We start from the raw sequence: 17,821 nt of genomic DNA, 5'->3' as shown, positions 1-17,821 counted from the left end.
TGGCACCACGCCGTTTCGAGCTTTCAAGAAGTTCGTGGGGTGCTATATTTTGCGAAGGCTCCTGCACGTGCGGGCGCAGCGACACTCGGGAGCAAAGTGGGACCCTCTTTTAACGAACAGTTCGACCAGCACGGCGCGTGGCGTCGGGCATTCGCACTTCAACTGAAGCAGTTGGCCGACTGGATGGCGTCGCATTCCCTCATGGATGCGGCTGTTGGCGAGAAGCTCCAGCGACTGGAGGGTCAAGTGCGCAGCGACAAAGTCATGGTGGCTTTCGTCGCGGAGTTTTCACGGGGCAAGTCCGAACTGATCAACGCCATCTTCTTTGCCGACTATGGCCGCCGGATCATGCCTGCCAGCGCGGGACGAACGACGATGTGCCCGACGGAATTGGGCTACGACCCCGGCGTGCCTGTGAGCCTGCGCCTGCTTCCCATCGACACCCGGCTGCAGGTGCAGGGACTGGCCGAGTGGCGCCTGAAACCCGAACGCTGGGTGCAGATTCCCTTGGATGTCAATGATGCGGGGCAGATGGCCCGCTCGCTCGAGAAGGTGGCCGAGGTCCGTCGCGTCACCTTGGATGAAGCGCGAGCGCTGGGTTTCTGGCACGACGACCTGCCGGAAGAAAACCCGGTACCGGACGCCAGCGGCCTGGTGGAAGTTCCGATGTGGCGCCATGCCCTCATCAATATTCCCCATCCGTTGCTCAAGCAGGGCTTGGTCATTCTGGATACGCCCGGACTGAACGCAGTGGGTGCGGAGCCCGAACTCACGATCAATCTGATTCCACAGGCGCATGCGGTGGTCTTCATCCTGGGGGCGGACACCGGGGTCACGCGGTCCGATCTCTTGATCTGGCGGGAACATCTGGCAGCCCCGTCTGAAAATGCGGATGCCCGCTTGGTGGTCCTCAACAAGATCGACACACTGTGGGACACCCTGAACTCGCCTGAGCAGGTTCAAGAACAACTGGAGCGCCAGCGCCTGACCTCTGCCGAGATGCTGGGTATCTCGCAAGAGCACGTCATGCTGGTGTCAGCCCAGAAAGGGTTGATCGCCAAAATCCAGTGCGATGACCTGTTGCTGGAGCGCAGCGGCTTGCCTCTTTTGGAAGAGGCGCTGGCACAAGGGGTGATGGGCAAGCGCCAGTCCATTCTCCGCTCTGCCGTGGCAGCGGGCATTGCCGGCCTGCGTTCGGAAACCTCCCGCGTGATCAACATCCGCCGGCGCGATCTCGATGACCAGATGCTGGAATTGCGGAGTTTGCGCGGAAAGAATGCTTCCGTCATCGATTCCATGCGCACTCGGATCGAGCAGGAGCAGCGGGAGTTCGAGCTGAGCACCGCGAAGATTCAGGCGGTGCGTGCGGTCCATCTCAAATTGCTGCGCGATATCTTCCATGAGCTCGGAGCACGTTCGCTGAAGGCCGAACTGGCGCTGCTCACAGACGCATTGCAGCAAAAGGGACTGAAGCTGGGCGTGCGCAAAGTCTACGCGGAGACCTTCCAGCGGCTGCAGGCCATCGTGGACAAGGCGCAATCTTCGGGCACTGAAATCCATGCCATGTTGGGCGGTACATTCCGACAGCTCAACACGGACTTCGGCTTTTCACTCCAAGTGCCTCCGACTCCGCAACTGGAGCCCTTCCTGCAGGAAATCGCACAAATTGAGCAGCGGCATTTGCAGTACCTGGGCGTGGGCAATGCCCTCAAACTGGCGCAGCCTGAGTTCGCGCAGCGATTGTTCCGTGCGCTCGGCATGCGGCTTCGTACGGTGTTTGAATCGGTCGCCAACGATCTGGAGCTTTGGAGCAAATCCGCAACAGCGCAACTGGATGCCCAATTGAGAGAGCGCAAACGGAGCTTTGCACGTCGCATCGAAGCGGTGGACCGCATTCAGCACGCAGCAAGCGGTTTGGTGGAGCGCATTGCGGAGATTGAAATGGCCGAGCAGGAGTTGGGGCAAATGGAAACGCGCTTGAATGAGATGACGGAGCAACTCGCAGCCGTCCCGCGCGCCGAGCCGCCCCAGGTCAGCCCGCAAACTGCCCTGGCATGAGCGACACCCCGGAAATCGCCACCGATGTGGTTCGGTGGCAGGCGGTGCATGGCCGCAACCATTTGCCTTGGCAGCAAACACGAGATCCTTATCGGGTGTGGCTGTCTGAAATCATGCTGCAGCAAACCCAGGTCGTCACCGTCTTGGGCTATTACGAACGCTTTCTGGCGCGATTTCCAGATGTGCAGTCGCTGGCTGCGGCAACGGAGGGTGAGGTGCTCGCCTTGTGGAGCGGTTTGGGCTACTACAGTCGCGCCCGCAATCTGCACCGTTGTGCTCAGCAAGTCGTGGATTTGCACGGGGGCGAGTTTCCTCGGACCGCCGAGGTCTTGGCCCAGTTGCCGGGAATCGGCCGATCGACGGCTGGTGCGGTCACGGCCTTCTGTTTTTCCGAGCGTGTTCCCATATTGGATGCAAATGTTCGCCGGGTGCTGACGCGAGTGCTTGGCTTCACGGCCGATTTGGCAATCGCCAAGAATGAGCGTCTTCTTTGGGATCAGGCCTGTGCCTTGCTGCCAGTCAGTGATCTGCAGCATGCGATGCCGCGCTATACCCAGGGTCTGATGGATCTCGGAGCGACGGTGTGCACGCCAAAGAAACCGACCTGCATGGTCTGCCCTTTGAACCGGCAATGCAAAGCCCGCCGCGACGGAGACCCCGAACGCTATCCCGTGCGGACCCGCAAATTGTCGCGTCGTGCGGAGTCGTGGTGGCTGATGCTGCTGCAGGACGGAAATGGGCGTGTCTTGCTCCAGCAGCGTCCCTCCAGCGGCATTTGGGCGGGTCTGCACTGCCTGCCGGTGTTCGAGGAACGCGCAGCACTGCAAACAGCATTGGCATCACGGCCTGCGCCGCTTCAGGATTTGGAGGGATTTCTTCATGTCCTGACCCATCGGGATCTGCACCTCCATCCCGTGCAAATCCCGTGGCAAGCGGAATGGGACCTTCCGGTGGATGGTGCCTGGTTCGGTGCTTCCGATTGGGACCGCTTGGGTATGCCAACGCCCATCCGGAAATTGCTGCTGGACCTGTCCTGATTTTTCCACGTCTCGCCACTCTGTGGCGAGACGTGAAAGTCACAGGCCGTCCAGCTCACGATGCCGCCGCAGGGTGGTCCAACGCTGGCTGAAGTGCGCTGCCAAGCGCTCTACCAAATAAACCGAGCGGTGTTGTCCGCCCGTGCAGCCAATGGCCATGGTCACGTAGCTTCGATGATTCTGCGCCAAAGGCTCCAGCCAGTGCGAAAGGAACTGCGCGATGTGTTCCTGCATCAGTTTCACATCAGCCTGGTGCTGTAAATAGTCGATGACAGGCTGGTCTTTGCCTGTCAATGCCTTCAACGTGGGCTCATAGTGGGGATTGGGCAGCATGCGCACGTCGAAGACGTAATCCGCATCGACAGGCACCCCGCGTTTGAACGCAAACGATTGGAAGACCAGCGTCAGTTGACCGGGCAGGGCGGGCATCAGGCTTTTGACGTAGCCCTGCAATTGCGCTGCTCGAATGGCGCTTGTATCGATGACATGGGACTGCTCACGCAGCTCGGCCAGCAGTTCACGTTCCAGTTCGATGGTTTGCAGCAACGCGCGTTGGCCTTCTGTCCACTCGTCTCTGGAGAGGGGATGGCGCCGGCGCGTTTCCGAAAATCGCCGGATCAATGTGTCGGTGGTGGCATCCAGAAACAGCGAATGGACGACCACGCCCTCGCCGCGCAGGCGTTTTAATTCCTGCGGAACCAGCGGTAATGCGGTGGCGCTGCGAACATCCATTGCGATGGCAATCCGGTTGCCATGGTGCTGATGCTCCAGCGCCACGAAGGCGGCCAGCAGCTCGGGTGGCAGGTTGTCTACGCAGTAGTAGCCTGCGTCTTCCAAGGCATGCAGGGCAACGGATTTGCCGGAACCCGCCATGCCTGTGATCAATACGACCTCTAGCGTCATTTCGTCATGCCTTGATCTGTGCGGGTTGGTTGCTGGTGAGCATCTCGCGTGCGTGCGCCATGGTCGCCTTCGACTGGCGTTCCCCTCCTAACATCCGAGCCATTTCGATCACGCGTTTTTCTCCCTTCGCCACGGCCACCTGACTGGTGGTGTGCTGATCCTGACTGGTTTTTGCCACGATCAGATGGTGATCCGCACAGGCCGCCACCTGCGGAAGATGGGTAACGGCCAGCACCTGGCGATCGCGGCCCAACTGCTGCATCAGCCGTCCCACCGTCTCGGCGACGGAGCCTCCGACGCCTGAGTCCACCTCGTCAAAAATCAGGGTAGGGGCCTCGCCCAACTGGCTAGTCGTCACGGAAATGGCCAACGAGATGCGAGACAGCTCCCCGCCAGAAGCGACTTTTCCAACGGGTCGGGGCGTGGCACCGGGATGCCCTGCGACCAGAAAAGAAACACTGTCGAGACCTTGAATGCCGGGTTCCGGTGTCGGTTCCAAAAGCACCTCAAACCGCCCGCCCACCATGCCCAGGCCCTGCATGGCTTGTGTGATCGATTGGGCAAGCCGTGGCGCTGCGGTCGTCCGCTGCCGGGACACAGCCTGCGCCGCCTTGCGATAGGCTGTGCCACTGGCCTGTTCGGCCGCATTGAGCGCTTCCAGGTCTGCTGCCGTCTCCAGTTGGGAGAGCTCCGCTTTCCATCCCTCCAGCAGTGCCGGCAGTTCCGATGGTGCCCGCTTGTATTTGCGTGACAGCGAAATCCACAGCGACAGGCGTGAATCCAACTGTTCAAGGCGCTCGGGATCGAGTTCCGTGTGTCGAAGATAGCTTTGCAATGAGTGGGCCACATCGGCCGCCTGGTCCATGCACGATTGAAGAACCTCTCCCATCGCCTTGAATTCGGGATCGAGGGTTTGCTGCTCCTGCAGCAGATGGCAGGCGCGGCTCAATTGAGTCTGTGCACCGGATTCTTCATCCTCCAGCGCGGACAGGGCCGTTTGCGCGCTGTCCAGCAAGGCTTGGGCGTGAGAAAGGCGGCTGTGCTGGGTATTGAGTTCTTCCCACTCGCTGGATGCCGGGCCCAGCTTTTCGACTTCACTGATCTGCCACTGCAGTCGTTCTCGCTCCTGTTGCAGGGTATGTCTGGCCGCTTCTGCTTGCACTACCGCTTTGCGGTCGTCACGCCAGCGAGTCCAAAGCGGTTCCAGCGCCGCGGTACTGATGCCGCCATAGGCATCCAACAGGCTGCGAACGGCCTCCTGGCGCGTCAAGCTCTGCCATGCGTGCTGGCCATGGATATCGAGGAGATGCGCCCCCAGGGTCCGCATTTGGGTGGCGGTTGCTGGAATGCCGTTCATCCAAGCACGGCTTTTTCCTTGCCGATCGATGGTTCGGCGAAGCAGCAGGCTTTCCTCCTGCGGTATGCCAGCTTCATCAAGCCATGCAGACAAACTGGGTGGGCAATCGAATTCAGCGCAGATGTCCGTACGCTCGGTGCCCTCGCGAATCACCCCGGCATCGGCGCGGCCGCCCAGCAGCATTTGCAAGGCATCGATCAGGATGGATTTGCCTGCACCCGTTTCTCCGGTCAGAACCGTAAATCCTTTGTGAAGATCCAGGTCCAAGACATCCACGATGACGAAATCGCGCAATGCGATCCGTTTGAGCGCCATCTATGAGCCCCCTTCATTCCAGCGCAACTTTTTGCGCAACGTAGCAAAATAGTTCCAGCCTCGAGGGTGCAAGAAGCGCACGCAGTGCTCCGACCGCCGAACCACGATCCGATCGCCATGCTGGAGCGATGCCAGCGACTGCATGTCGAAATTGGCGCTGACGTCCCGGCCCCCTACGACTTCCACCGCAATGTCCGTCGAATCCGGCAGCACGATGGGTCGATTGGACAGCGTATGGGGTGCGATGGGGACCATCACCCAACCAGGAATTGCGGGGTGCAGCATCGGGCCTCCCGCGGAGAGCGCATAGGCTGTGGACCCAGTGGGCGAAGCGATGATCAGCCCGTCTGCCCTTTGGTTCGAGACGAAATGCCCGCCCACTTCCACCCGCAATTCGACCATGCCGGCAGTGGAGCCACGATTGACGACGACGTCGTTGAGTGCCAGTGCTTCAAATACGCATTCGTCCTGACGCATCACGCAGGCATGCATGAGGGGTCTGGCGTCTTCTTCGTACTCGCCATGGAGCATCGGCCTCAGTGCCGAAGCATGCTCGCCCAAAGGGATATCGGTAATGAAGCCCAGCCGTCCCTGATTGATGCCGATCAGCGGAATTTTGTACGGGGCCAATTGCCTGCCGATGCCCAGCATCGTGCCGTCTCCCCCTATCACCATCCCCAGATCGCACTCCTTGCCGATCTGTTCCACCGGCATCGCCGGATAGTCAGAAATACCGGTGTTGTTCGCCGTTTCCTGTTCCAGTATGGGTTCACAGCCTTCATTTCTGAGGAACTGGGCAACCTCTTGTACGGCATTGCGCGAACTGTCAGAAATAACGCTGGAAGTGAGCGGCTGGTACTTGCCGAAGAGTGCGACCCGTGTGAACCTGAGCTTCATTGGGAAATTAGATCATTAAAATGATTCAATGCTTGATGACCGTGCCAAGTTGTTGCTGAAGGCGCTCGTAGAGCGCTACATAGCCGATGGCCAACCCGTGGGTTCGCGTACGCTGTCGCGCGCGTCCGGTCTCGACCTCTCTCCCGCCACCATCCGTAACGTGATGGCCGATCTCGAAGAGATCGGACTGATCGCAAGCCCGCACACTTCTGCCGGCCGAATTCCGACGGCCAAAGGGTATCGCCTGTTCGTTGACACCATGTTGACAGTGCAGCGCGAACAGCTGTATTCGCCGCAACTGGCTGCAGAGCAGCCGCAAAAGGTGATTGCCAACGCGGCGCATTTGTTGTCCAGCCTTTCCCAGTTCGTGGGCGTTGTCATGGCGCCCCGGCGTGCCTCGGTGTTCAGGCACATCGAATTCTTGAGATTGTCCGAAAAGCGGCTTCTGGTCATCATCGTCTCCCCTGAAGGAGACGTGCAGAACCGCGTGATCTTCACCGATGTGGACTACTCGCAATCGCATCTCGTGGAGGCGGCCAATTTCCTGAACAGCCACTATTCCGGAATGGACATGGACCAAGTGCGCGAGCGCTTGAAGACGGAGGTGGATCAGTTGCGGGAAGAAATCGGCTCGCTGATGCAGGCTGCGGTCAATGTCGGCTCGGAGGCGATGGCGGAGTCTCAGGACAATGTGGTGATTTCTGGCGAGCGCAACCTGCTGGCAGTCAGCGACTTTTCCAACGACATGGGCAACCTGCGCCGTGCGTTCGACCTGTTCGAGCAGAAGACGCAAATCCTGCGTTTGCTCGATGTTTCCAACCGTGCAGATGGTGTGCGTATCTTCATTGGCGGGGAGAGCCAGATTGTCCCGTTCGAGGAGCTTTCGGTGGTCACCGCTCCCTATGAAGTGGACGGTCAAGTCGTCGGCACCCTGGGTGTCATCGGGCCAACCCGAATGCCGTACGACAGGATGATCCAGATCGTGGACATCACGTCCAAGCTGGTTTCCAATGCGCTGAGTTACCGCAAGTAAGCACATACAATTGGCGCGGGGGGCGTTAGCTCAGTTGGTTAGAGCAGAGGACTCATAATCCTTTGGTCGCGGGTTCAAGTCCCTCACGCCCTACCAGTTCAACGGGCTTGATGGCTGTTCATGGCAATTCCTCGTGTGCCTGTTCAGGCGTATGCGTGGACATGAGAGTTGAGATGCTTGCGTTTTCTGCGAACGAAGCCGAGCAGCCATCAAAAGATGGGTTAGAATTTAAGTCTTGCTTGATTGCGAAATTCCTCACAGAGTTCGCGTAAAAATCAAAACAAGAAATGAATGGCGGCGTTGAAAAGATGCTATAATTCAAAGCTTAGCGGCTGTAGCTCAGCTGGATAGAGTACTTGGCTACGAACCAAGGGGTCGTGGGTTCGATTCCTGCCAGCCGCACCAAACGGTAAGCCCTGGGACAGCAATGTTCCAGGGCTTTTTCGTTTCCAGGCCTCGGGTGCCTGACTCACGCGCTGCGTGAGTTTTTGCGTGACTTTCCCAAGCCACGCAAATTTTCTAGCCGTTGACCACCCGCAGAAGGGTGGTTCTGTCGAACGTCTCTTTCACCTTGTTGGCCATCTCCACCAGCCTGGCAATCGTCGCCGTGGCGTAGTGTTGTGGCATCCCATCGATCGCGTGCCCCAGCAGGAGCGCCCGGTCTTCCTCCGGTACGCCGGCATCGCGCAAGCGCTGGCCGAAGGTGTGCCGCAGGTCGTGCACGCGCATGCGCTCCAACCCGGCCGCAGCTCTGGCGTTTTGAAACGCGGTGTTGTTCATCGTTGCGATGGGCTTGTAGTCCATCACGGGCGCCAGGTGATGGTTTTTGACCCTCTCCCGGCGGTAGGTGAAAACGAATTCCGGATGCATGCCCCGGCATTCCTGCACAACGCTCCACGCCGCATCGTTCAGGACCAGCACGTGCGTGCGGTTGGTTTTGAACTCAGCGGGCGGGATCACGAACACACTGCGGCCCAGTTCGGGCACCTGGCGCTCCCACTCCCAACGCAGCCTGCAAACGTTGGCATCGCGCGCCCCGGTGTTGAGGGCGAACAGCACCATTCGCTGCAGGTGGACCGGTAGCCGGGGCAATACGTTTGCCTGCTGCTGCCAGGTGATGGGGTAAGGCTGGCGCCTGGTGGCCTTCTCGTCCAGCATCTCGATCAATGGCGCGGTGGCGAGCCATGGCTTCCCATCGGTTCGCCACAGGCGGGCAGCTCGATTCATGATCGTGCGCGCCACCTCCAGCGTTCGGTTCACCGTGGATGGCTTTACCTCGTCTTCGTCCAGCCGCTCATCAATGAAGGGCTGCAGGGAGTCATTGCAAACGTCCACCAGCGCCATGCTTCCGACATAGGGCAGTAGCAGGGCCACGTGATAGGCCGCCGTTTCGAGGGAGCGCAATTTCTTACGCTCACTCTCGATCAGGTACTTTTGCGCAGCAGCAGCAAACAACTGTTGATCGCCGCAGCGTAGTTGGTTGATCCGCTGGGCGTCGAGATCTGCTTGGCGCTGCCTGAGCCAGCTCTCCGCTTCGTCCTGGGTGACCTTTCCGAGCCGCTCGAAGATCCGCGAGCCTTTGTATTGCTTATCGACGCTCCTGCTGCCGTCGCTGGCCAGCTGGATTCCTTTGGTCCTAGTTCGCATGAAATCGCTCCTTTCTCGGTGCGACCAGGGCGCCCACGAGACTGTTTATACAGGTTCGCCCACTCGTCCAGCTCCAGCCGGTCGAAGGCCTTGCCGCGCTTGCCTATCGGAATCACTGTCAGGGACGGTCGCACCTCTTCCGTGAACCTGTTGCGGTCCATGCCCAGGTAGGCTGGGGCCTGGCCCGCGCGGATGAAGCGCGGCTGCGTCATGCGGACGCTTCCGAAAACGAAGGGACTGTCTCCTTCGGTACATTGAAGAAGCCCAGGCGGCCCGCCCAGGGAACAAACGAAATGGGGCGGCTATCGCGCAATACGAATCCATGCCGGCCCTCCATCTTCCAAGGCGATGGGTGGTCGATGCAGCAGTCCACCAAGCGGGTCCAACCCACAAAGCCGCCCCGCGGAAGATCGTGGAATGCCGGAAGGTCTGGCGGGCACAACCCGGCCGCCGTGAGGTCGGCCACCGTCTGCTCGTAGTGGCACTTGGCCATCGTTAGACCTGCATGCACCAGCAGCGGGCCGCGGAAGTTGGTCGGCCAGTCGCGGTTCTCTATGTCTTTGTACCCGTGCACGATCAGCCAAGCCCAGGGCTGGCGAATGCTCAATGCGGGGATCATTGGGCACCGCCTCTCGTGTGTGCCAACGCCGGCCGCACCAGCCACGTCCACACGCCGTAGAGGCTGCAGCCGGTGAACACCAACTGCTGCGCGAACAGTGCCCAAAGCGCCATATTCCAACTGAACACAAGCCACCCCGCGTTGCTGGCGAGGTAGGCCACGAACCCCCAGCCAGCCAGGCGCGAACGCCCCGCCAGTAGCAGCGTGCCCACCACCCCCAGCAGGGCGGCCGAGATCTCGATGTACGGTAGCCCGTTCATTGTTCACCGCCTTCCTGGGTGCTGGTCTGTCGTGACACCAGAATTTGCATACGGGCGCTCTTGCTCGATACGAGGTGAAAAAATGGAGAAACTGTCATTGCGTGTAGTCCTTGATGCAGAGCGCCAAGCCTTGGCGGTAGGGCCTGCATCGCTGGAAAAGTTGAGGGAAGCCGCCCACGGGTGGTTGAGGCAACGCGAAGGCGGGGTGCTCGAATTCGAGGAGGGAGTAGAGGCCGCGATCGAGCGCATCACGGGCCAGTTCCGCTAGCCACCGCCAGCGCGGCCACCATTGGCCGCACCCAGATCGGCGTGCTGCCCAGCACGAACGTCTCCCCGTTCTTTGCCAGCAGGATGGTCTGGCCCATGACCGTGCCTATCGCCTTGGCCGACTTGCGCGGCACGGCGTTGCCGATCGCCTCCCGCCACCGCTGGTCACTCTCGCCATCGAGCACGAAGCGCTCGCCACGACTGGCCGGTCCATCGGGCGCGAAATACTCCTCCGGGTCGATGAAGCTCTGCAGGCAGGCAAGCTCCAGCGTGGTGAACGGCCGGTGCCAGGTGCCGTCACGCGCCTCGATGCGGCACACCAGCTTGTCGTTCGGCCTTGGAAGTGCCGGATATCCGAAGGCAGAGCTGGGCGATGTACGGGGGTCTGCCACGCTCCACGGCCCGTTGTCGTGGCATGCCGATGCACTCACCGCGCCTGCCGGTGCGTCGTAGCGCGCTACGCCATAGTGCCCGGCTGTGAGGTAGGCATCCCCTTTGTCGCGGCGCATGTTCGGGCGCGGGTCGGCCACCACGGCGGCGCCGTTGGCATTTCCTGCGATCACCGCTCGGGTGTGCTCGCCCCAAGGCGTCACGTGATATTTCCCGTGAAGTCCTGCTGGGTCATCGCCACCGCGCGGATCGGCCACCGCCTGGCCGGTGCCATGTGCACTGGTCACGGCGCGGGCCGAGTCATCCCAGGGCACGATGCGGAACTCATTGCTGTGCTTTGCCGGGCCTGCGTGGCGCGGGTCGGCCACGCTGTAGGCGCCCTGCAGCGCTCCCGTCTGGCCCGCCACTGTTCCTGTGGACTCGCCCCAGTTGCGCACGCCCAGCGCCTGGCCATCCTTCCATGCCGCAGACGGGGCAAAGCGCGGATCGGCCACCGAGAACGTGCCATTGCTCGGACGCGATGCCCCGGCCACCACGCCCGTCGGCTCGCTCCACGGGTTCACTCCCAGCACCCCGTGGTGCATCTCGGGCAGGATCAGGAAATCCCGCAGGTGCCCGTTCTCCACCGCCAGCTTGTTCAGGCTGCGCCAGTCGCTGCCAGCCTCCACAAAGGCCAGGCGCACCCAGGTCTTCCACTGCAGCGCAGGCATGCGGTGCATAGGCCCGGCCACAGGATCGCCAGGTAAAGGGATATGGCCCAGCACCTCTCCCACCGAGCGCAGGGCACGCTTGGGCGGCTCGTAGAGGAACGGTGGCACCTTGCGCACCAGGCGCGCCACCAGCAGGAAGCGCCGGCGGCTCTGGCCCAGGCCATCGCCCAGGGTGCCGCAGTCGTGTGTGGTCTCGGCCGTGGCGTAGCCGTAGTGGCGCAGCATCGACACGATCTGTTCCAGCAGGTGCCGGCCCCGGGTGGCGATGCGTGGCACGTTCTCGAACACGATCAGTCCGGGCAAGTCGTCGCCGAAGGCCTCCAGCATCAGCCACACCCCGCGGAGCGTCAGCTCATTGAGCGCCTGGTACTTCAACGTGGACGCATGCAACGCTGGCAGCAAGCCCGAAAAGCCCTTGCACGGTGCCGACAGGAACACGATGTCAGGAAAACGCCATTGCGCCGCTGCGCGCACTGTGTCGGCCGTCGCCTCGCGCCAGCCCTCGGGCGGCATGTGCCCGTGCCAGGCCAGGTACTGGTCTAGGCTGAACAGATCCACGCAGGCCTGCGCTACGCCATTGATGGTGAAGAAGTCCCGGCACGCCCGGGCGTCCACGTCGATGCCGCCGAGCAGCACCATGCGGCCCTTCATCGCGCCGATGCTCGGGTCTGCATCCTCGAAGCCTGCCGCACCGCTGCCGGCGCCGCCGAACAGGTGGAAATGGGTCACTTCCTGCGGCTTCATACGGCTCCCCCTTCCACCACACGCACCTGCACGAGTTCAAGCGATGAATCACCGTAGCTTTCGCGGAATGCATCGGCGATCGTCGGCACCCCGAACCCATCGCTTCCGACGCCTTGGCCCGTAAGCGTCCAGCGCGCATCGGCCCGCTTTGAGAAAAGCACGCCTTCGCCGCATGGTGCGATCACGGCGTGAAACTCTCGGACTGCCTTCGCTGCGACACGCTGGGCAATAGCCCATTGGTAGGCCTCCCAGCCAAAACGCAAGCGCGGCATGTCTATCGGGTAGGTGTCACTGTCCCGCCAGGTCTTCACCACCTCGGCAAGCTGCGCTGGAGTCTCCGTGCGCTGGCTGTCGGAGGCCCAGGCGGTCGCGTAGGCCAACTCGAATTGCGCGCGGATTGTTTCCACCTGGGGAGTGTTGGTCGGGGCGGTCATGCTGCACGGCCTTCCGCTTTTTCTGCTGGTTGCCTGAACTTGGTCAAGTCCTTCTCGGCGCACTCATTGGCCCACGCAACGCCCAGTTCCCACGCGCTTTCGATGCTGTCGGCATAGACCCAACGGAGGTAGTGGTATCCCCAGCCAGCGCGCCAAGCTGTGTCGGATAGGTACTTACGAACCGGCGTGCCGAACTGCACCGCAACACCGTAGAAGCCCTTGCCGGCCATGTTTTCTCCCATGAGTTCTAGCGATTCGTCGTCGTCATCGAGGCCCAGGCCTGGCCGCACCTCGGCGGCGAGCGTCTCGACACTCGGGTGTTTCGGGCCGTCTTCCAGGATGTGCTCGAGGAACCGTCCCAATGGATCAAATACGCCGATTCCTTGGAAGCCTTCTGTGCCCAACTGACTGGCCAGGTCGATGACCTCCACGGCGCGTAGTTGCAGGTCCGAGGCCTGATAGGCACGAGCGCGAGGCGATGGAACTGTTGTCATCACAGGCCCCCCCGTACCAGTGCCGCGCGACGGTCCGCGCTGGCTTGACCGGCCTTCTGGCCTTCCACCGTGAGCGTGCCCGTGCGTGGCGCCAATGGCGCCGAGCGACGGCCGTTGCGGTCCATGACGCGCACGTGTGAGCCCTTCAACAGGCCGGGTTCTCTACCCCGGTTGGGCTTGATGGGTGCGGCGCTCGGCAGATCTACGCCCCGAGGTCGGACCGCTTGAAATGCGTTCAGCACAGGTCGCGCCGCATGGTCAGAATTCAGGTTGTTCTCGATCGTTTTCATGTCAATTTCGATAGCAAAAATGGTTGTGGATGAAGGGCTCGGCTGCGGGATCAATCTCCCTGCTCGCCGGCGGCTCGGCTTTTGAAATCGAGGCCGGTCGGGGATTCGCGGGGCGGGGGCCAGCGCGGGCGATCGCTCGACGCGGGCGGGTCGAGTCCCGCCCGATGGCGGCACCTGCCCGTGGCCTCCAGGCGCACGAGGCGACACGCCACCGGATCGGCCATCACCGCGTCGTAATCGGCGGGCCAATGGCGGAAGACGGAACGCTGTCGCATGGCCTCCCAAGCGGCACGCATATCGGCTGGAGTAACGGCGGTCATACCTGTGCGCCCCAGGCGTCCATGTGCATGTGAGCGGCACCAGGGCCACACGCGCCAACTGTTTGCCGAACGACGTGCACCGGCTGCAGGCCGAAGACTTTGCGCACGGCCGGGCAGTTGCAATGCAGCGCCTCGCCGATCCGCGTGCTGTGCATGCACAGCGCACAGCCGCGAAGCGGCGGCACCAAAGCGGCCAGGGCCTGGGCATTCATCGCTGGCTCCTCGGCGCCCGGGTCGGCAATGGCACGAGGACCATGCGATCTCGCGAGTTCGCCAGCGCTTCGCGGACGGAGGCGATATCGGCCTCGGGCAACTCTGCAGCGGACAGGTCTAGCGGCTGCTGTCCTGTCGTGGCCTGTGCCTGCGCCTTGGCCTGGGCCTTTTTGACCTGGGCGAAGGTCTTCCGGATGTCGGTTTTCGCTGCGGTGCGGTACCGAAAATTCTGGTCGTACACGCCCACCGTGGGCCGGGTGATCTTGATTGGCATGGCAAGCTCCTGTTCACGTTCTTCGGGATGCGCCGGGGGCCCTGAACACCCAGCAATGCACGGTGCGGCCGACCTCGCTACCGGCTTCGTTGCGGGTTTTGATGGCGCTGTTGACGGTCTTGACCTCGCTGAAAGAGCGGGTCTTGCTGGTGCGAAGCACTTTCTTGAGTTCGCCCAGCGGGGGCACCTGTTGCCGGTGCGCGGAGGCCATCTCCACGAACTCGTTCAGGTTCACCGCGATGAAGTCGGTGTCACGGCTGTGGTTGAGCCGCGGGACTTCCTTCGGCCCGGTGGTGGTGACCAACGGCAGGCCGTTGAGGTAGTCGAACGCCTCCCAAAAGTCCTGCACCAGCGGGTGGTCCGCATTGATCGACTGCTGGCGCTCCCGGGCCATCGCTACCACCTGTTCCTTCACCAAGGCGAATTGCTCGTCGGTGATGCGGACCACTGCGCGCAGCGCCTGGGCGATGGACAGCAACTGCGCGTGGTTCTTGGCGATGCGCGGCTTGTGCACGCCGTCCTGGTCCAGCAGGAACGACACGTTGGCGTCATGCGTCTCTGTGATGACCTTCATCGCTTCGGCCTCGCGGCGAAGGGCCGCCAGGATGAACCCGCTGACCTGCTCGATCGCCACTTTCTCAAGCGCCTTCGCATGCTCGTAGCTCGTGGGCGTGTGGCCCTGAGCCGAGAACGTCATGTGGCATATCCGTTCCATCACGGCCTGCGAGGCTTGGACCTGGTTGTTCTGGCTGATCACGATCGAGGCGCGGAAGGGCGGGTCGTAGGTTTCGTTTCCTCCAGTCTTCACCCCTGTCGTGCGGATCGGGTTGCCGTTGTAGGCGTCCTTCAGCTCGTCCCAGTCGAAGGAGCGCACGTGGGCCTGATTGCCGTTCTTGGTTTCGCGGTCGGATTCGATCAACACGATCGGCAGGCCCGATACCTGTGTGAAGGTGCGCAGCCGGCCGGCCGACGTGGACTTCGCCGGATCGAAGCCTTCGTAGTCCCGCCCGAGCAACTTCCACAGAAACTGGATCAGCGTGCTTTTGCCGGCGCCGGGCTCGCCCACGATTTCGAGGAACGGGAACGACTGGTGCTCGGCGCGAATTTGCTCGGCGAAGAGGGTCCCGAACCAGAAGGCCAGGGCGATGTAGCCCTTGGCGCCGAACGCCGCCCATAGGTGCTGTGTCCACGAGCGGTCGTAGCCGTCGCGGTCGGTGTTGATTTGCAGGTTGATCGACTTCTGCAGGCTCTTGATCGCGAGGCGATCGAAGTCGAAATAGTCCTCGGCGTTGGCCTCGTGGATCTCCCCGTTGCGCACGGCCACCTTGCCCAGGATGTAGGCCTTGTGCGCAGCGGTGTAGCCCACGAAGTCCACCGTTTGGACCACCTTGGGGTTCTCCAGTTGGAACTGCATCAGCCGCTTGAGCTGCTGGCTGCTGCCCGAGAACATGGCGCCCGGGGCCATGTGCAGCAGGCGCTTCTCGAATTCGCTTGAGGTGGTGAGCTGGCCGGCGGTGAACGTGCCCTTGATGGGGGCGCGGTCGTCTGGAAAGGACACCCGGAAGTAGTACCAGGCCTCGTCGGTGACGGGGTTCGCCTGGTAGTACAGCGCCTCGGGCCGGCAATTGGCGATCTGGGCGAGCGTCTTGCTGGCGCGCAGAGACTCGTCCAGCAGCTTGGCCGCCTTCTCATCGTCGCAATCACCTTTGGCCTGGGCCTTTTCGATGGTCTCGCGCGCCTTGCCGTAGGCCTCCAAGTCCAGCGTGAACCAGTACAGCCGGTTGTCGAACGTCATGTCGAACGAGGTACGTCCGGTGCGGTTGTAGATCAGCAGTGCCTTTTCTTCGGCGCTGTCCGCCAGCAGCAGGGCGCCCTGGTGGCGGTACTCTTCGATGTGCTTCGGCTCCAGCAGGCCCCGCTGGTGCAGGTCGTTCCAGTCGCGCTTGCCCACCTTGCCGAGGTTCTCGCGCTGGGGAATCTGTGCGGCTTCGCAAGCCCAGCCATCAGCGCGTGCGCGCTCGACATGGCGACGCGTGAAGTCACGGCCTGCCTTGTCGCCGTCCAAGGCCCACACGAGCTTGGGCTCGGGCACTTGGTGGCCCTGCATGGCAAGTAGTCGGCGCAGCGACTCCAGCGCGTGGCCGGGGTAGTTGTTGCAGCTCATCAGCGCAGCGGCTGCGATGCCGTGGTGCGCCAGGCTGATGGCGTCGAAGATGCCCTCCACTAGCCAAAGCTCCATGGGAGGCTTCGGGGCGTCCGCTGGGGTTTCGGGCGTTGGAGCGAAGAAGGTCAGGTGCGGCGGCTCCCACCAGAATCCCGCATAGCTTTTGCCCGCGGCGAAGTTGGCCTTCTTCTTGCCGAAGCGCCAGGGGCGGTCGATCAGCCGTTCCCACCAAGACTCGGCCACCTTGAAGCGGACGGTGGACGTGCCCGCCCCGCGCCCGCTATCTGCCTTCGGGTCGAAGTAAGTCTCTTGCGTGTAGGTGCCGGCGATCAGCGCGAGGTCGAAGCCGCGGGCGATACGGAGGTACGCATCGGCGGCAGCGTGCGGGTTCTGTTCTGCCTGCGGCTTGGCCTGCTCGGGCGCCTGGTAGCGCTCGGTCCAAGAGTTGAACAGGTCGGGGTAAAGGTCTTTCGCGTGTTCCTCGAAACCGCAGTTGTTCAGGCGCTCGCAACGAATCACCCACGGGGTGTCTGCGAAGGTCCAAAGGCTCTTCTCGCCGCAGCTCGGGCACTTGCCCTTCTGCAGGTGTTTTTTCGACTGGCTGGGTTTGAATCCATAGTCGTTCTTGAGCGCCTCGGCGATCTCGTGCAGAAGATCCGACATCAATTGCCCTCGATCTGGTGCATCGCGGCCAAGTACCAGGCCTGTCCATACATTTGCTCAACCCAGGCGAGTGCAGCAGCCCGGTTGCAGACGTTGCGCACCACCAGGCGCCGGCGGCGGTGGTGCATGTCGATGTGGGTAACGCGGAACGTCATGGGCGCCCCCATGCAGCCGCATAGGCGACGAAGGCGACCAGCGCAATGGCTGCTGCAAGCCAAACCAATTGCAGAGCCTCCAGCACGAACCCAGCGAGTGCGCAGGCCCAGGCAAGCAGTGCGGAGCGGAAGGCCATCACGCGCATGTCACAGCCTCCGCAGGCTTTGGGAGTCGGTGGGAATCGACGCTCAGGTGAACGGTGAGGTGACCCTTGGTGAGGTCGATTGCATATCCGCCGGTGGGGTAATTCGTGCGCTTGGTTTCACGCATGCCCAGCTTGCGCAGCAGGGTTTCCAGATTCGCGTTGCGCTGCGGGTTGAGCGTCGCTCCACATATGTATAGGGCGCTCCGTTTGCCCCAGCAGTTGAACTCATCGGCATGCAGAGGGATGCCGGCGGCGCGGATCGCCGGCATGTAGTTGCTGTCAAAGGTTCGCAGCTTCGAGGCCATGCTTTTGATTTGCGCCAAGCGCTGGGCATGGCGGGTGTTCTCAAAAGCCATTGCTTGGTCGTGCAGGCTGGTGGGCTCTGCGGGCTTGAGGGCTCTTTTCATCTCGATTTCTCCTGCGTGGCGTTT

The 17,821-nt window shown here is 62.0% G+C and carries 19 protein-coding genes and 2 tRNA genes; 5 read left to right on the top strand and 16 right to left on the bottom strand.

The window, feature by feature from the left end:
* Positions 1–96 precede the first annotated feature (96 nt).
* Positions 97–2,058, top strand: coding sequence for a dynamin family protein (locus AVMA1855_RS03920; RefSeq protein ID WP_284424690.1), 1,962 nt, complete (start codon positions 97–99; stop codon positions 2,056–2,058).
* Positions 2,055–3,095 (top strand): A/G-specific adenine glycosylase, encoded by a 1,041-nt coding sequence (gene mutY / locus AVMA1855_RS03915; RefSeq protein WP_284424689.1) that lies wholly within the window; start codon positions 2,055–2,057, stop codon positions 3,093–3,095. The genes AVMA1855_RS03920 and mutY overlap by 4 nt, the downstream gene beginning before the upstream one ends.
* A 39-nt stretch (positions 3,096–3,134) precedes the next feature.
* Here the strand turns inward: mutY and rapZ are convergent, their stop codons facing one another.
* From rapZ to AVMA1855_RS03900, 3 genes are read right to left on the bottom strand one after another with little or no spacing between them, the layout of a single operon-like run.
* Positions 3,135–3,998, bottom strand: coding sequence for an RNase adapter RapZ (rapZ, locus tag AVMA1855_RS03910; RefSeq protein ID WP_284424688.1), 864 nt, complete (start codon positions 3,996–3,998; stop codon positions 3,135–3,137).
* 4 nt (positions 3,999–4,002) lie between these two features.
* Positions 4,003–5,670: a DNA repair protein RecN gene (gene recN / locus AVMA1855_RS03905; RefSeq protein ID WP_284424687.1), complete on the bottom strand. Its 1,668-nt coding sequence runs from the start codon at positions 5,668–5,670 to the stop codon at positions 4,003–4,005.
* Positions 5,671–6,567 carry an NAD kinase gene (locus AVMA1855_RS03900; protein ID WP_284424686.1) on the bottom strand — a complete coding sequence of 299 codons (897 nt, stop codon included), beginning with the start codon at positions 6,565–6,567 and terminating at the stop codon, positions 5,671–5,673. It lies immediately after the preceding gene.
* A gap of 28 nt (positions 6,568–6,595) precedes the next feature.
* On the opposite strand from AVMA1855_RS03900, the gene hrcA reads away from it, so the two are divergent.
* The 3 genes from hrcA to AVMA1855_RS03885 all read left to right on the top strand — a co-directional run bounded on the left by hrcA (position 6,596) and on the right by AVMA1855_RS03885 (position 8,005).
* Complete coding sequence (hrcA, locus tag AVMA1855_RS03895; protein ID WP_284407617.1) at positions 6,596–7,600, top strand: heat-inducible transcriptional repressor HrcA; 1,005 nt, start codon at positions 6,596–6,598, stop codon at positions 7,598–7,600.
* Positions 7,601–7,619: 19 nt separating this feature from the next.
* Positions 7,620–7,696 (top strand) — tRNA-Ile (locus tag AVMA1855_RS03890).
* Positions 7,697–7,928: 232 nt separating this feature from the next.
* Positions 7,929–8,005, top strand: a tRNA-Arg gene (locus AVMA1855_RS03885).
* Between the two features lie 114 nt (positions 8,006–8,119).
* Here AVMA1855_RS03885 and AVMA1855_RS03880 read toward each other — a convergent pair.
* The 13 genes from AVMA1855_RS03880 to AVMA1855_RS03820 form a co-directional block, all read right to left on the bottom strand.
* Positions 8,120–9,247: a tyrosine-type recombinase/integrase gene (locus AVMA1855_RS03880; RefSeq protein ID WP_284424685.1), complete on the bottom strand. Its 1,128-nt coding sequence runs from the start codon at positions 9,245–9,247 to the stop codon at positions 8,120–8,122.
* 208 nt (positions 9,248–9,455) lie between these two features.
* Positions 9,456–9,866 carry an ASCH domain-containing protein gene (locus AVMA1855_RS03875; protein WP_284424684.1) on the bottom strand — a complete coding sequence of 137 codons (411 nt, stop codon included), beginning with the start codon at positions 9,864–9,866 and terminating at the stop codon, positions 9,456–9,458.
* Positions 9,863–10,126 carry a nicotinamide mononucleotide transporter gene (locus AVMA1855_RS03870; RefSeq protein WP_284424683.1) on the bottom strand — a complete coding sequence of 88 codons (264 nt, stop codon included), beginning with the start codon at positions 10,124–10,126 and terminating at the stop codon, positions 9,863–9,865. The genes AVMA1855_RS03875 and AVMA1855_RS03870 overlap by 4 nt, the downstream gene beginning before the upstream one ends.
* Before the next feature lie 248 nt (positions 10,127–10,374).
* Positions 10,375–12,237, bottom strand: a complete 1,863-nt coding sequence (locus AVMA1855_RS03865) for a DNA cytosine methyltransferase (RefSeq protein ID WP_284424682.1) — start codon at positions 12,235–12,237, stop codon at positions 10,375–10,377.
* Positions 12,234–12,671: a hypothetical protein gene (locus AVMA1855_RS03860; RefSeq protein ID WP_284424681.1), complete on the bottom strand. Its 438-nt coding sequence runs from the start codon at positions 12,669–12,671 to the stop codon at positions 12,234–12,236. Before AVMA1855_RS03860 ends, AVMA1855_RS03865 begins: the two co-directional genes overlap by 4 nt.
* Positions 12,668–13,102 carry a hypothetical protein gene (locus AVMA1855_RS03855; RefSeq protein ID WP_284424680.1) on the bottom strand — a complete coding sequence of 145 codons (435 nt, stop codon included), beginning with the start codon at positions 13,100–13,102 and terminating at the stop codon, positions 12,668–12,670. The genes AVMA1855_RS03860 and AVMA1855_RS03855 overlap by 4 nt, the downstream gene beginning before the upstream one ends.
* A gap of 62 nt (positions 13,103–13,164) precedes the next feature.
* Positions 13,165–13,455 carry a hypothetical protein gene (locus AVMA1855_RS03850; protein WP_284424679.1) on the bottom strand — a complete coding sequence of 97 codons (291 nt, stop codon included), beginning with the start codon at positions 13,453–13,455 and terminating at the stop codon, positions 13,165–13,167.
* Between the two features lie 316 nt (positions 13,456–13,771).
* Complete coding sequence (locus AVMA1855_RS03845; RefSeq protein ID WP_284424678.1) at positions 13,772–13,987, bottom strand: hypothetical protein; 216 nt, start codon at positions 13,985–13,987, stop codon at positions 13,772–13,774.
* Positions 13,984–14,262 (bottom strand): hypothetical protein, encoded by a 279-nt coding sequence (locus AVMA1855_RS03840; protein WP_284424677.1) that lies wholly within the window; start codon positions 14,260–14,262, stop codon positions 13,984–13,986. Before AVMA1855_RS03840 ends, AVMA1855_RS03845 begins: the two co-directional genes overlap by 4 nt.
* A 13-nt stretch (positions 14,263–14,275) precedes the next feature.
* Positions 14,276–17,089 carry a toprim domain-containing protein gene (locus AVMA1855_RS03835; RefSeq protein WP_284424676.1) on the bottom strand — a complete coding sequence of 938 codons (2,814 nt, stop codon included), beginning with the start codon at positions 17,087–17,089 and terminating at the stop codon, positions 14,276–14,278.
* A complete protein-coding gene (locus tag AVMA1855_RS03830) occupies positions 17,089–17,244 on the bottom strand; it encodes a hypothetical protein (RefSeq protein ID WP_284424675.1) in 156 nt (51 codons plus the stop codon). The genes AVMA1855_RS03835 and AVMA1855_RS03830 overlap by 1 nt, the downstream gene beginning before the upstream one ends.
* On the bottom strand, positions 17,241–17,390 hold the full coding sequence (locus tag AVMA1855_RS03825) for a hypothetical protein (RefSeq protein WP_284424674.1): 150 nt from the start codon (positions 17,388–17,390) through the stop codon (positions 17,241–17,243). The genes AVMA1855_RS03830 and AVMA1855_RS03825 overlap by 4 nt, the downstream gene beginning before the upstream one ends.
* Positions 17,381–17,797 carry a hypothetical protein gene (locus AVMA1855_RS03820; protein ID WP_284424673.1) on the bottom strand — a complete coding sequence of 139 codons (417 nt, stop codon included), beginning with the start codon at positions 17,795–17,797 and terminating at the stop codon, positions 17,381–17,383. Before AVMA1855_RS03820 ends, AVMA1855_RS03825 begins: the two co-directional genes overlap by 10 nt.
* Positions 17,798–17,821: the final 24 nt, after the last annotated feature.

Origin of the sequence: Acidovorax sp. SUPP1855 (genome assembly GCF_030158955.1) — a bacterium.
Lineage (GTDB): Bacteria > Pseudomonadota > Gammaproteobacteria > Burkholderiales > Burkholderiaceae_C > Paracidovorax.
Note: the sequence above shows the minus strand (reverse complement) of the source record. Positions and strands in the feature narration are given on the sequence as shown.

Bases quoted from the DNA above. Each gene is read 5' to 3' on its own strand.
- AVMA1855_RS03900 (WP_284424686.1), bottom strand. From the start codon at position 6,567: ATGAAGCTCAGGTTCACACGGGTCGCACTCTTCGGCAAGTACCAGCCG.
- AVMA1855_RS03845 (WP_284424678.1), bottom strand. From the start codon at position 13,987: ATGAATGCCCAGGCCCTGGCCGCTTTGGTGCCGCCGCTTCGCGGCTGT.
- AVMA1855_RS03875 (WP_284424684.1), bottom strand. From the start codon at position 9,866: ATGATCCCCGCATTGAGCATTCGCCAGCCCTGGGCTTGGCTGATCGTG.
- AVMA1855_RS03870 (WP_284424683.1), bottom strand. From the start codon at position 10,126: ATGAACGGGCTACCGTACATCGAGATCTCGGCCGCCCTGCTGGGGGTG.
- AVMA1855_RS03850 (WP_284424679.1), bottom strand. From the start codon at position 13,455: ATGAAAACGATCGAGAACAACCTGAATTCTGACCATGCGGCGCGACCT.
- rapZ (WP_284424688.1), bottom strand. From the start codon at position 3,998: ATGACGCTAGAGGTCGTATTGATCACAGGCATGGCGGGTTCCGGCAAA.
- AVMA1855_RS03830 (WP_284424675.1), bottom strand. From the start codon at position 17,244: ATGACGTTCCGCGTTACCCACATCGACATGCACCACCGCCGCCGGCGC.
- AVMA1855_RS03880 (WP_284424685.1), bottom strand. From the start codon at position 9,247: ATGCGAACTAGGACCAAAGGAATCCAGCTGGCCAGCGACGGCAGCAGG.
- AVMA1855_RS03860 (WP_284424681.1), bottom strand. From the start codon at position 12,671: ATGACCGCCCCGACCAACACTCCCCAGGTGGAAACAATCCGCGCGCAA.
- AVMA1855_RS03820 (WP_284424673.1), bottom strand. From the start codon at position 17,797: ATGAAAAGAGCCCTCAAGCCCGCAGAGCCCACCAGCCTGCACGACCAA.
- AVMA1855_RS03835 (WP_284424676.1), bottom strand. From the start codon at position 17,089: ATGTCGGATCTTCTGCACGAGATCGCCGAGGCGCTCAAGAACGACTAT.
- AVMA1855_RS03865 (WP_284424682.1), bottom strand. From the start codon at position 12,237: ATGAAGCCGCAGGAAGTGACCCATTTCCACCTGTTCGGCGGCGCCGGC.
- mutY (WP_284424689.1), top strand. From the start codon at position 2,055: ATGAGCGACACCCCGGAAATCGCCACCGATGTGGTTCGGTGGCAGGCG.
- AVMA1855_RS03825 (WP_284424674.1), bottom strand. From the start codon at position 17,390: ATGCGCGTGATGGCCTTCCGCTCCGCACTGCTTGCCTGGGCCTGCGCA.
- hrcA (WP_284407617.1), top strand. From the start codon at position 6,596: ATGCTTGATGACCGTGCCAAGTTGTTGCTGAAGGCGCTCGTAGAGCGC.
- AVMA1855_RS03840 (WP_284424677.1), bottom strand. From the start codon at position 14,262: ATGCCAATCAAGATCACCCGGCCCACGGTGGGCGTGTACGACCAGAAT.
- recN (WP_284424687.1), bottom strand. From the start codon at position 5,670: ATGGCGCTCAAACGGATCGCATTGCGCGATTTCGTCATCGTGGATGTC.